The sequence below is a fragment of the Chamaesiphon polymorphus CCALA 037 genome (assembly GCF_003003845.1).
GTDB lineage: Bacteria > Cyanobacteriota > Cyanobacteriia > Cyanobacteriales > Chamaesiphonaceae > Chamaesiphon > Chamaesiphon polymorphus.
The window spans coordinates 1-12,474 of the sequence record NZ_PVWO01000134.1 but is presented as its reverse complement, the minus strand read 5'-3'; the positions used below and the strand labels follow the sequence as shown (position 1 = coordinate 12,474).

Annotated in this window: 10 protein-coding genes; 2 read left to right on the top strand and 8 right to left on the bottom strand. The window is 46.2% G+C overall.

What is annotated here, in order from left to right:
• From topA to C7B77_RS12385, 3 genes are all read right to left on the bottom strand, one after another.
• Positions 1-1,035 (bottom strand): type I DNA topoisomerase (topA, locus tag C7B77_RS12395; RefSeq protein ID WP_106304872.1); only part of this gene is annotated, 1,035 nt, incomplete at its 3' end.
• Positions 1,036-1,330: 295 nt separating this feature from the next.
• Positions 1,331-2,092, bottom strand: coding sequence for a sucrose-phosphate phosphatase (locus C7B77_RS12390; RefSeq protein WP_106304869.1), 762 nt, complete (start codon positions 2,090-2,092; stop codon positions 1,331-1,333).
• Positions 2,093-2,172: 80 nt separating this feature from the next.
• Positions 2,173-2,361 (bottom strand): hypothetical protein, encoded by a 189-nt coding sequence (locus C7B77_RS12385; protein ID WP_106304866.1) that lies wholly within the window; start codon positions 2,359-2,361, stop codon positions 2,173-2,175.
• 63 nt (positions 2,362-2,424) lie between these two features.
• Between C7B77_RS12385 and C7B77_RS12380 the strand changes: the two genes are divergently transcribed.
• Positions 2,425-3,027: a peroxiredoxin gene (locus tag C7B77_RS12380; RefSeq protein WP_106304863.1), complete on the top strand. Its 603-nt coding sequence runs from the start codon at positions 2,425-2,427 to the stop codon at positions 3,025-3,027.
• Positions 3,028-3,138: 111 nt separating this feature from the next.
• Here C7B77_RS12380 and C7B77_RS12375 read toward each other — a convergent pair whose 3' ends face one another.
• The 5 genes from C7B77_RS12375 to C7B77_RS12355 form a co-directional block, all read right to left on the bottom strand.
• The gene (locus tag C7B77_RS12375) at positions 3,139-5,508 is read right to left on the bottom strand and encodes a GumC family protein (protein WP_106304860.1); all 2,370 of its coding nucleotides are present in this window, start codon (positions 5,506-5,508) and stop codon (positions 3,139-3,141) included.
• A gap of 237 nt (positions 5,509-5,745) precedes the next feature.
• Positions 5,746-7,140 carry a UDP-glucose dehydrogenase family protein gene (locus tag C7B77_RS12370; RefSeq protein WP_106304857.1) on the bottom strand — a complete coding sequence of 465 codons (1,395 nt, stop codon included), beginning with the start codon at positions 7,138-7,140 and terminating at the stop codon, positions 5,746-5,748.
• 139 nt (positions 7,141-7,279) lie between these two features.
• Entirely contained in the window at positions 7,280-8,209 is a 930-nt protein-coding gene (locus tag C7B77_RS12365; RefSeq protein WP_106304854.1) for a UDP-glucuronic acid decarboxylase family protein, read from the bottom strand.
• Positions 8,210-8,388: 179 nt separating this feature from the next.
• The gene (locus C7B77_RS12360) at positions 8,389-10,020 is read right to left on the bottom strand and encodes a WD40 repeat domain-containing protein (RefSeq protein ID WP_106304851.1); all 1,632 of its coding nucleotides are present in this window, start codon (positions 10,018-10,020) and stop codon (positions 8,389-8,391) included.
• 247 nt (positions 10,021-10,267) lie between these two features.
• Positions 10,268-10,558 carry a hypothetical protein gene (locus tag C7B77_RS12355; RefSeq protein ID WP_106304847.1) on the bottom strand — a complete coding sequence of 97 codons (291 nt, stop codon included), beginning with the start codon at positions 10,556-10,558 and terminating at the stop codon, positions 10,268-10,270.
• 438 nt (positions 10,559-10,996) lie between these two features.
• On the opposite strand from C7B77_RS12355, the gene purF reads away from it, so the two are divergent.
• The coding region (gene purF, locus C7B77_RS12345) for an amidophosphoribosyltransferase (RefSeq protein ID WP_106304840.1) at positions 10,997-12,474 on the top strand (1,478 nt) is incomplete at its 3' end.

The following is a 12,474-nucleotide window of genomic DNA, read 5'->3' as shown; positions in this document are numbered from 1 at the left end:
GTACATGTCGAGCACGCAAGCACGCGCAGCTTCGATCGCTTGTTCGGACAAATTCACCGAATCCGTTCGCATGTAGGTAATATAGCCTTCTTCATACAAGGATTGGGCGACTTGCATGGTGCGTTTGGCAGATAAGCGCAGTTTGCGGTTGGCTTCTTGCTGGAGTGTCGAGGTTGTAAATGGCGGTGAGGGGTTACGGGTGACTGGTTTTTCTTCCAATCCAGTTACCGTCCAGGTTTTACCCTTGAGGCTGTCTTTGAGTGCGTTGGCGTCGCTCCCATTCAGAACTCTAACTTTTTTGCCTGCGATTAAATTTCCAGTATTCGGATCGAAATCGGCACCTGTGGCAATCTTCGTGCCATCTACCGTAACTAATTTCGAGTCAAAATCGACTTGACTGTGAGCCAGTAATGCTTTCAAATCCCAGTATTCAGCCGACTTAAATGCTCGCCGTTGGCGTTCTTTCATCACCAACAACCGCACCGCTACGGACTGAACTCTCCCTGCGGATAATTTCCCACCAATCATCTTCCACAGCAACGGCGACAGCCGATAACCGACCAATCGATCGAGAATCCGGCGGGTTTCTTGAGCGTGAACGATTTGCTCGTCGATATTGCGGCAATTTTTGAGTGCCTTTTGAATGGCTTCTTTGGTAATCTCGTGAAAGACCATCCGTTTGGTTGGCACTTTGGGATTGAGGAGCTGCAATAGGTGCCAACTGATACTTTCACCCTCGCGATCTTCGTCCGTTGCCAGAATCAGTTCGTTGGCATCTTTAAGAGCAGTTTTCAATTCTTGAACGATCTTCCGTTTGTCTTTAGGGATGATATATAGGGGTGCAAACCCATTCTCCACGTCAATTCCCAGATCTTTTGCCCACTTCTGAGATTTATATTCAGGGGGAATTTCTTCTGCTGATGGGGGCAAATCGCGAACGTGCCCCATCGAAGCTTTTACCACATAACTAGAGGGCAAAAACTTACTAATGGTACGTGCTTTAGTGGGAGATTCGACAATGACGAGGGTTGACATAGGGGCGTTTTGAGGTCGTCAGGAATTAGGGAGGTAATGGGAGTTGGTTGAGTTGTGTTTTACAGCAGCCACTAATGTGCAAGTTGGGGTATATTTGTCAAATTGTCAAGGGGGTGGATGACTGGGTAGATGGCAATTTAGGTAGGACACAGATCGCTCGATCGATTGCGCCATAACTATTTACTACGATTACATTCAAAGTTGGCGACCAGATCGAGATCTTGATAAAACTCTACATGAAGGGAATCCTACTCTAGCTCTCCCTAAAGGAGGACTCCCCACTCAACTTTGGCACCTATTGGACAAACCGAAAGTAATTGAGTCCTTCGAGAATACCTGCGGCGTAATCGGCAGCGGCTAAATAATGATAATCGACTGGATGGAGTTCGTACCATAAACGTAGCTCGGAATGGGCATTGCCGACAATGACGCCGCGTTCTTTACCGTATTTAAATAGCGAAATATCGTTACCAGAATCGCCACATACTAGCGTTTCAATCGGATCGATCTGCCAGCGATCGCGTAAAAATTGCACGGCTTTACCTTTATCCCCATGACGCGGGAGAATATCCAAATCCTTATTCCCACTATAGATAATTTCGACATCTAGATTTCGCTCGGTGAGTAGCTGTTGTAACCGAGGCACTACTGCGGCTACGACATTAGGCGAGAGAAAGTAGCTGACTTTAAACGGACGTTGCTCTGCTGGCGGCTGGGGTTCCAAGTCCGCGAACCGACTGGCGATTTCCACAATTTTGTCTCGGTGCCAATTGGTACTCAGTCGCTCTACCCATTCCGGATCGGGAGTCTCCGAGTTACCGACGTACAACTCGGTACCTACCGCTGCAATTAAAGCGTCGGGAGCCAGCAGCGATTGAGCGGTAGCTAATTCTTGATACGATGCTCTCGATCGACCTGTGGCATACACTATTTTAGTCCCCCACGTTTGACGATAGCGATCGAGGATCTGGTTGAGTCGCTCTAGCGAGCTATCATTGCCGACGAGGGTTCGATCGAGGTCGGTGATAAATAACGATAAAGTTGTTAGAGAAACCATGTTAACTGAAAAATGGCAAATTTTATGGATATCGCTCGTTAGCTGTGGCTCTCCAGTAGAGATCGCGTCCGCAGCGGACGCTACGCGAACGCGGCAATTGTCAGCACCATTTTCCAGGCTAACATTTTTGTTGTCAGCTCAGAACCCCACTCTAGAGAACTTAGCAAACTAGTACTAAGCAGCATCAGCAACCCAATCTTTGCCAACATACTAATATTAATATCTCCCAACTCCCAACTCCCAACTCCCAACTCCTCGCCATTTATCACAAATTGTAAATATTTTTTAGATCTTTATCAGCAGCATCTAAATTTTTATAGAAAATATAATGTATGAATAATTACCAAGAAAGCTGCCTGAGAGTAGGGCAAATTGCACCGGATTTTACGGCAACTGCAGTTGTCGATCGTCAGTTTCAGAAAGTCAAATTATCTAGTTATCGTAAGTACGTTGTCTTATTCTTTTATCCCCTAGATTTTACATTTGTCTGTCCGACCGAAATTATTGCTTTTAGCGATCGATATGCAGAGTTTCAAGCCCTCAATACCGAAATTTTGGCTATCTCCGTCGATAGCGAATTTTCGCATTTAGCTTGGATCGAAACAGAGCGCAAAATGGGCGGATTGGGCGATATTAATTACCCATTAGTCTCCGATCTCAAAAAAGAGATTAGTGCTGCCTACAATGTCTTAGATCCAGACGTAGGGACAGCATTACGCGGATTATTTATTATCGATCGGGCGGGAGTTTTGCAATACGCTACGATCAACAATCTTTCCTTCGGTCGCAGTGTCGATGAAACGCTCAGAGTCCTCCAAGCAATCCAACACGTTCAAGCCAATCCTAATGAAGTTTGCCCCGCCGATTGGCAACCAGGAGCCAAAACGATGTTTCCTAGTCCGAGCGGATCTAAAACTTATTTTAAATCTGTGTAAGAGTTAAAGTCGATCGTGAAGATTGTCACTCCTACTAGGATAATAGCCCCGACTTCTTGAAGAAGTCGGGGCTATGTCTGCGACGGTTACAAGTTTCAGCACGATCGTTGACTAGCGACGATCGACGATCGATGTAACTTCTACTCCTTGTTGTTCGGGATTTAATATCTTAGACTTATCAGTTTTTTCATGCAGCTCGTGAGAAGCATGATAGTACTGATAGTATTTGTTATAGCCAGAATGATGATTTTCTACGCGATTGATGGCCAAGCCTAGTACAGGAGTTTTTACCGCAGAAATAATATCGATACCGCGATCGATAATTTGTTTTTGAGCGACATTTAGACTGACGATATACACCAATCCATCCACCAAACTCGATAGCAATCGAGTATCGCTCACGCCACCGATCGTTGGCGTATCGAACAGAACGTAATCGTATTCTTTGCGCCACTCATCCATCAAGCGGAGCAATCGCGGCGAATTAAATAAGACGATCGAGCTAACAGTTTGCTTCCCAGAAAACATGACATTTAAGCTAGATTCTGGGCTGATTTTAATTAAATCTCGCCAATTACTGCCCACGATCGCATCGCTGAGTCCATCCTCATTATCGCAATCTTCGCGCTTAAATAGTGGCGAACTAGCACACAACTGTGCGATGCTAGATTTGTGCATATCCGCATCGATTAGTAATACTCGATAGCCCAATTCTGCCAGGGTATTGGCGGTATGAAAAGCAATGGTTGATTTACCTTCTTTGGGTAAAGAAGAAGTCATGGCAATGATTTTCCCAGACTGCTTCTCATCTCGATCGGATGTCAGACCGATACCCAGTGCCAGAGTCCGAATCGACTCCACAAAACTCCAATAGGAGTAATCTTTATTTTTACCTTTAGTTGTTTGGAGAAAAGTCCCACCCCGCATCGACGCAGATTGATCGAGATCGTCTACTCTGGGAATCAAAGATAAAACTGGCAGTCCAGTCATCGCTTTGACACTATCTGGATTATCCACGCGATCGTCGAGCTTATTCAAACCAACCGATACGAGAATCCCCGCAAGCACGCTACCCACTGCACCCAATCCCAACTGGCGCGGGACGTCAGGCGAGACGGGAAAATTGGGGTATTCTGGAGGATCTAACAACCGCCACGGTACGACTTGCTCGGCATTAACGATCTTCAATTCCTGAACTTTTTGTAAGAATGCTGTCAATTCTTGCGAAGCAATTTGGTATTCCCGCTGCATTTCGGTGTATTGTTTTTGCAGTCCGGGTAATTGCGCGATTTGAGTTTGAACTTGTTGGTATACTGCTTCCAAACTTTGAGCCTGTGCGGTTTGGGCGACTAAGCTCGTTTCTAGTTCGGCTTGTCTGTTGGCTAAATTTTGAGCTAAGTTGTTAGCAAAATTAGAAATCCCACCTTTGGTAAGTTCGCGATCTTCGACTTGTCGCTTGAGCACTTGTTGCGCTCTTTCTCGCAATAGGACGAGTACGGCATCGCGTTTTTCTTTGAGACTGATAACGAGTGGATTTTCGCTACTAAATCGAACGCTTTCCTGATTGTATTTTAACTCTAAATCTTTAAGCTGAGTGAATAGGGCTTGATAGTTACTATCTTGAGTCAACATCGTGGTGCTCAAATTACCCTCGGATGTTAAACCCACAGACTCAAGTTGTTTTTTTAATTCTTCGTACTGCTTTTGGGTTTGGTAATAACTAGAGCGAGATTCATTGATTTTGGCGACGATACCTTGGCGGTAACCATCCAATGCCGCAGCAGAAGTTGCTGGATCTACAAATCGATATTTAATCCGAAACTGCTCGATTTGGGACGCGGAAGCATCTAAGCGTTTGCGCGAATCTGGTAATTGTGACTCGATAAATTCGATCGAGTTATTGGTGCGAGCTTTTTTGGTTTTGATACTATAGTCGATGTAAACTTTGCTCAAGGCGTTGAGGACAGCGACAATTTCTGGTTGCGATAGCGATGTGTAGCTAACGGTAAGGACGTTACTATCTGGCTTTGTTTGAATTGCCAATCCTGACAAAACCTGCGCGACAGATGGACGCATTTTGGGATCGGGAATTGTATTAATTGCTTGTTCGATCATGCTCCGACTTCTGAGCGATTGTGTAATCGTTTCCAACGCAATCGTCCGGTCTTCCGATTGTCCGCTACCATCGACACCAGCCAGCTTTTGGGCAAAACTATTGCCAACGTTGAGATCGATCGCGATTTGCACTGCCGATCGATAGATCCGTACTTGCTTCCAGGTTGTATAACCGATCGCACCCATTATCAGTGCAGTAGTAAGTACGGAAGCATACCAATACTTACGTAAGCCATTGACGATCGCACCCAAACTCACTCCTTCATCTTGCCGTGCTTCCGGGAAGCCATTCGGACGAGGTTTCACTGATTCTGGGGACTGCATTAGTCTGGGAGGATTAGTAAATTCAGGAAAGCTCTCTTTCATGTTGGAAGACTATTGATAGAACGAGTGGGTAATGAACCGCCAAATGGCTGAAGTAATTTGACTTAAACGAGCGTAATATATGAAAGGTGTCACTGTTGACTTGCTTTTAATAACTTACCATCGGGACACGATCGATTGAAAATATTCATAAGACCGTTATCTATCTGTAAGTAGATCGGATGGATGCAGCCCATACCCAGTACTTTGGTATTATTTTACTGAGTATGGGTTCTAATTTTAGCAACCGATACCAATATGGTTGAAGCCTGATTCGGATAGCTTTATTGGAGATAGAAAATTCCGACAATCAACTACGATTGGAGAGCGCATTAACCCTGCTAAATGCGGATAGTCGATCTCTTGAAACTCCGACCATTCTGTCATTAATACGAGTGCATCACTATCTGTTGCCAATGTCTGGGGACTATCGACCAAGTTAACATTAGCTAGATATGGATTGGTTGATGATTGAGGTGAGATAATGGGGTCGTATGCCTTGACCTTAGCACCAAGCTCGATCAGTATGTGTATTATATCAAGTGCTGGGGCATCTCGCAAATCATCCGTATCGGGTTTAAATGTTAGCCCCAAGAGGCCGATAGTTTTACCTTTGAGAATTTTGAGCGAAGTCTGGAGCTTTTGAATCACGAGCGTCCGTTGCTGTTGATTGACGCTTACCGCCGCCTTGAGCAATCGTGCGTCATAACCATAATCTGCTCCAGTATGGATGAGCGCGGCTAAATCTTTGGGAAAACAAGATCCGCCCCAGCCGATCCCCGCGTTCAAAAATTTATTACCAATCCGAGAATCCAGGCCGATCCCTTTGGATACCTGCGTGACATCGGCACCTACCCGCTCGCAAATGTTGGCAATCTCGTTAATAAAGCTAATTTTTGTGGCTAAGAAAGCATTAGCAGCATACTTAATCATTTCTGCCGAACCTAAGTCAGTTGCGAGTACGGATACAGGGGGCAGGCTAGTATCCTCAGCATACTTTCTGTCGATGATGGGTGCGTACAACTGTAACATTAAATCGATCGCTTGCTGGTTGTTACTGCCCAGGACAATTCGATCGGGATTGAGCGTATCATAAATCGCCGAACCCTCGCGTAAAAATTCTGGGTTGCTAACAACGTCAAATTGAGGAGTAAATTGCTCGGGGGCGTGAGTGCTATCGCCACCGCCGACGAGCAGCGGTTGTTTGGTGCGTTCGGAAACGCCATCGAGTACTAACATTTTTACCCAATCCCCAGAGCCAATCGGGACGGTAGATTTGTTGACAATTACTTTATATTCACCGTTAAGGTGCTGGCCGATGCCTTTGGCCACAGCTTCGACATATTGAGTATCGCTCGAACCATTGGGTAAAGGGGGCGTACCTACGGCAATAAACAGAATCTCTCCATGGGCGATGCCCGCACCGAGATCGGTGGTAAATTGTAGTCGATTGGCAGCCATTGCCGATTTCATGATTTCCGACAACCCCGGTTCGTAGATTGGCGAATGGCCAGATTTCATTAATTCTACTTTCTCTGGATTGTTGTCTACACAGATAACATCATGACCGATATGAGCCAGACAAGCTCCCGTTACTAGACCAACATAACCAGTTCCGATAGTGCAAACGCGCATTTAAATGTGCCCCCAAGTTGATTCTTAAATTCCGTCAATATTTAAACTCGTCAGTATCGCTGTTGCTCCGTCAAGCAGCTATCTAGCGACATATTTCATTTTTGTATTATCAGTTTTGGCTATTTTACTAACATCTTAGTTATACCTTCAGTCGTTGTGTGAATTCGGCGATCGTTTCGGTCAAGCCATTCTCTAGTGAGATCTTTGGATCCCAGCCCAGCAAGGTTTTTGCCTTGGTAATATCTGGCTTGCGTTGCTTGGGATCGTCTTGCGGTAATGGCTTAAAGATAATTTCTTGACCAGGATTCATTTTATCGCGAATTTTTTGAGCGAGTTGAAGAATGGTATATTCTTCGGGGTTACCGAGATTGATCGGCCCGGTGTGGTCGCCATCCATCAATTTCATTAAGCCATCAACTAGATCGCTGACATAACAAAAACTGCGAGTTTGGCTGCCTTCTCCATAAACCGTTAATGGTTTTCCTTGCAAAGATTGAGCGATAAAATTACTCACTACGCGACCGTCGTTTTCTAACATGCGCGGCCCATAGGTATTAAAAATGCGTGCGACCCGAATCTCGACACCATGCTGGCGATGGTAATCAAAACTGAGAGTTTCAGCAATACGCTTGCCTTCGTCATAGCACGATCGAATACCGATCGTATTGACATTGCCATGATATTCTTCGGGCTGTGGGTGGACGTCAGGATCGCCGTAAACTTCTGAGGTCGAAGCTAGCAAAAACCTGGCCTTGATGCGTTTGGCAAGTCCCAGCATGTTAGATGTACCTAGAAAACTGACTTTGGTAGTTTTAATCGGATTGTACTGATAGTGTACGGGTGATGCCGGACAGGCTAAATGATAAATTCGATCTACTTCTAGGCGAATTGGCTCGGTAATATCATGACGGATCGACTCAAAATTAGGATTACCAATCCATTTACTGATATTGCTTTTAGTTCCAGTATAAAAATTATCTAGGCAGATTACTTCATGCTGCTCTTTCATCAGTCGATCGATCAGATGAGAACCGATAAAGCCCGCACCACCTGTAACTAGAATTCGCATAATCTAAAATTTTGAAAATTAATGTGGGTTAAAAGTTCAATGGTAGTGTCTTCAGTATTATTCCCTAAGATTGCTAGATCGGCAACAACGATCGTCACTTTGCCAGAATTTTTATGGAAGAAATATAGAGTGCTGGCCGCGATCGACATCAATATCGTAGTATAAATGAGTAGATTTACCTACACCCGCTGCCAAAGTTGAATCGTCCCATCGGCTCCACCAATGGCGATCTGCTTGCTACTGGGAGCAATGGCGACAGACATCACCGACCGACCCGGATCGCCTTTGAGGATGCTGCGAGCTTTATCGTGGAATTTAAGATCCGTCCCCCGATACCACACCTTAGCTTTCCCATCAACGCTACCAGTAATCGCATATTCACCATCTGGACTAAACACGCAAGCATTGATTTGTCCGGCATGAGCTTTAATCGTCTGAGTCAGCTCGAACTGTGGCAGTTGACCATTTTCGATGTTTGTGAGTTCCCAGAAGACCAGATAGCCATTAACGGTGCCAGCCGCGATCGTGCGGGAATCCGCACCGATCGCCAGCGAACCGATACAATTTTGATTGCCGCTAGACTTAATAATTAGTTGTCCAGAAGTCAACGACCAGATCTCGATCGTGCCATCATCCCCCGTACTGGCGAGAAATTTACCATCGGGACTCAGCGCGATCGCGGCTACTGGATCGAGCGTAGCGATCGTTTTGGTAACTGTGCCATCGGGGAGATGCCATAGCGCGATTGTGCGATCGAAACTTCCACTGATTAAAGTTTGGCTATCGGGACTAATCGCCAGCGATCTGACCGAGGCTTGGTGCTGGCTGAGGTTTTTAAGTAGCGTGCCAGTTTCGAGATTCCATAATTCGACCGTATCATCCCAACTGCCACTAGCGAGGAATTTGCCATCTGGACTGACTGCTAGTGCAAATACCCCTTTGAGCCGATCTGTGAGGGTATGGAGTGCAGATCCCGTATCGAGTTGCCAGACTTTAATCGTTTTGTCAAAACTGCCGCTGGCTAGTTTCAAGCCATCGGGAGTAAAACTCAAACATCTCACCCAATCACCGTGAGCGGTAATTGTCTGCTGGAGATCCCAGGTCGGTTTCGACCATAGATCGCCGCTTAAATCGCCAGAAGTGAGACTTTCGGGGATTAATTCGCTCGACATCAAGTCTTCCGAAATCATCTCTAATAGCGGCGTAATATCGACTCCAGTATCATCGCCAAAACTAGTTGTGATGCTGGTAGCGGCTGGAGATCGAGTTAATTCGGTCGGCTCGAAGCCTAGTTGCGCGGACATCTGAATCAGATGGCGTTCTAAATATTCGACACGCTCGGCAAGAGCATTGCCTTCGAGCAGATCGACGACATCTTTGAGACTGCCTTCAACACCGCTAACGTGTTCCTGCATCGACTGCATCAGTTGCTTGTGGGTATCGAATTTCTGCTCCAAGAGACTCACATCTTGGCGATTCGTGGCACCCAGTGCGGCTGGTGTCGATGATTGAGCGGCCATCGTTTGTTTGACTAGAGCTGTGGCAAAGCTACGCGCTTGGGCAATTTCCTGCTGGAGGACTTCGCCTTGTTGTTGGAGTTCGCCATCGAGCTTGCGTTCTAGGTTGAGATCGTGCAAGCGGAGGGTTTGATGCAATCGCCACCGATTGATTGCATTGAGGATCGTACTCACGAGGATGGGTAATACAGCGTAGCTCCACGTTGAGGATGAAACTGCGGCGATCGCGCCGACTACGGCTACAGCGATCGCTAGATATTCACTCAGGTCTAGCCAATGCAGAGAATTTGACATTACAGTTATCGGTGATGAATTGTGGATGGCTCGATTCGATTGTGCCGATGTTTTCTGGCGCGGGGGTGCAGCGAACGAGCTAAGACTGTCTTACTGCTGCGAGCGACAATATCGATGCGCCCAAAGTTCAGTCAACTATATTTATATTTAGAAATCGATCGAGCCAATTAGCTAAGCCAGGGGATCTGGAACGAGATCCCAAATCAGATCGAGAACTTTGAGAGTACATTTGTTACTAGTTTTAAGGCTACTCTAAAGATAGTCCTTCCCTGGTGAATTTTTTTAGGCTCTGACAGGGTCGATCCAACTGACAATCGCCCAGCGGCAGCGGTAAAATTTGGTAGTCGAGACTCAGCTTGCTGGCAGATATTTGGGTCTTAAATATTGGGAATAGAAAAGAGATGATTCTACCTAACTGCACGCTAATAATGCCATAAACTGGACTGTGCGGCAAGTAGATGGAACTCATTTTCGAGCGATGTTGTCGATCTAGATCCATTGCTACAAATTGAAACCGATCGGCCATTACTACCTCCATGTTGCCCTGCCGATTTGCTAACGCAACGCTTCGCGAACGCCCCGTTAGTCGCTACTCGGAATTAGCGGCTGTCAAAATCTCCCCGATCGGGGGATTTGCGATCGTAGCGTCGATCCTTAGAGTGAGACGTTCTGTATGTTTATTCCCGATCGGCAATTTTCATGCTATCGTTAATGAATTATTAAGGATTGCTTAATAATATTTAAAGCGATCGACTTTAACCTAGTAATATTCAACTTATTTTCTTAAGATATAAGTATTAAAATTACTTATGTCTAGCAATCGGATTGACTATCGATATTCAGCTCTAATCTTTCGGGTTGTAGCTGAGAGTCGATATCTAAAATCCATACACTACCGCTTTGCCGATCGCAAATAGCCTCAAGCACGCAGCTACCACTCGCATAATTTAGCCACCCTTTACCACTAGAGCCATTCATGATTCCTGACGACTGCGACCCAAACTCCGCTCTCTGTGCCGATCTTGTTTCACCGAATGATGACAACGCCGTCGATAAACCTGAAGAAGCCTGTGGGGTGTTTGGGATTTACGCGCCCGGACAAGAAGTGGCCAAGTTAACCTATTTTGGTTTGTACGCGCTCCAGCATCGCGGCCAAGAATCGGCGGGAATTGCTACTTTTGACAACAGACAGCTTCACGAGCATCGGGATATGGGACTGGTGTCTCATGTCTTCAATCCAGAGATTTTAGAACAGTTACCAGGGCAGTTGGCGATCGGACATACTCGCTACTCTACCACTGGTTCGAGTCGTCGCTGTAATGCACAACCAGTTATCGTCGATACAATTCTAGGTAAACTCGCTTTAGCGCACAATGGCAATCTTGTCAATACTGGAGCGTTGCGAGATTATCTAGTTGCCAGAGGCTGCGAACCCACTACGACGATCGATTCGGAAATGATTGCGTTGATAATTCGGGAAGAAGTCAATGCGGGTAAAAGCTGGGTCGAGGCCACCATCGCAGCTTGTAGCCAATGCGTGGGTGCTTTTAGCTTGACGATCGCGACTCCCGACGGAATCATGGCTATTCGCGATCCTTACGGCATTCGTCCGCTAGTATTGGGAGTAATGCCCGATCGGATCGGTCATTATGTCGTAGCTTCTGAAACCTGCGCGCTGGACATCATCGGAGCCGACTACGAACGCGATATCAAACCGGGCGAACTATTGTGGATAACGGCACAAGGGATCGAAGCGATCGATTGGGCACCAAAAACTCAGCCGAAACTGTGTATCTTTGAAATGATTTATTTTGCCCGTCCTGACAGTTGGGTAAATGAAGAGAGCTTGTACAGCTATCGGATGCGACTTGGCAAACAATTAGCTAAAGAATCCTTTCAGGAGGCTGATATCGTCATTGGCGTACCCGATTCGGGAATCCCTGCGGCGATTGGATTTTCCGAGACATCGGGAATTCATTATGCTGAAGGACTGATCAAAAATCGCTACGTCGGACGGACATTCATCCAACCCACCCAAGAAATGCGCGAATCGGGGATTCGGATGAAATTAAACCCGCTCCGAGATGTATTAAATGGCAAACGGGTAATCGTGATCGATGATTCGATCGTGCGTGGGACTACCAGTCGCAAACTAGTCAAAGCTCTCCGCGATGCTGGCGCGACAGAAATCCACATGCGGATCTCTTCGCCGCCAGTCACGCATCCTTGTTTCTACGGCATCGATACCGATACCCAAGATCAACTAATTGCTGCTACTAAATCTGTCACCGAAATTGCTCGCCAAATTGGTGTCGATACCCTAGAGTATCTCTCCTGGGAAGGGATGTTAGCCGCCACCAATCAAGATCCCAAAAATTTCTGTTCGGCATGTTTCACTGGCGATTATCCCGTGGATATTCCCGATGGCGTGAAGAAATCCAAACTGATGTTGGA

What these genes read in the sequence shown, in the direction of transcription:
- C7B77_RS12390 (WP_106304869.1), bottom strand. Translation starts at nt 2,092, where the DNA reads ATGGTTTCTCTAACAACTTTATCGTTATTTATCACCGACCTCGATCGA.
- C7B77_RS12375 (WP_106304860.1), bottom strand. Translation starts at nt 5,508, where the DNA reads ATGAAAGAGAGCTTTCCTGAATTTACTAATCCTCCCAGACTAATGCAG.
- C7B77_RS12370 (WP_106304857.1), bottom strand. Translation starts at nt 7,140, where the DNA reads ATGCGCGTTTGCACTATCGGAACTGGTTATGTTGGTCTAGTAACGGGA.
- C7B77_RS12365 (WP_106304854.1), bottom strand. Translation starts at nt 8,209, where the DNA reads ATGCGAATTCTAGTTACAGGTGGTGCGGGCTTTATCGGTTCTCATCTG.
- C7B77_RS12355 (WP_106304847.1), bottom strand. Translation starts at nt 10,558, where the DNA reads ATGGAGGTAGTAATGGCCGATCGGTTTCAATTTGTAGCAATGGATCTA.
- C7B77_RS12360 (WP_106304851.1), bottom strand. Translation starts at nt 10,020, where the DNA reads ATGTCAAATTCTCTGCATTGGCTAGACCTGAGTGAATATCTAGCGATC.
- C7B77_RS12380 (WP_106304863.1), top strand. Translation starts at nt 2,425, where the DNA reads ATGAATAATTACCAAGAAAGCTGCCTGAGAGTAGGGCAAATTGCACCG.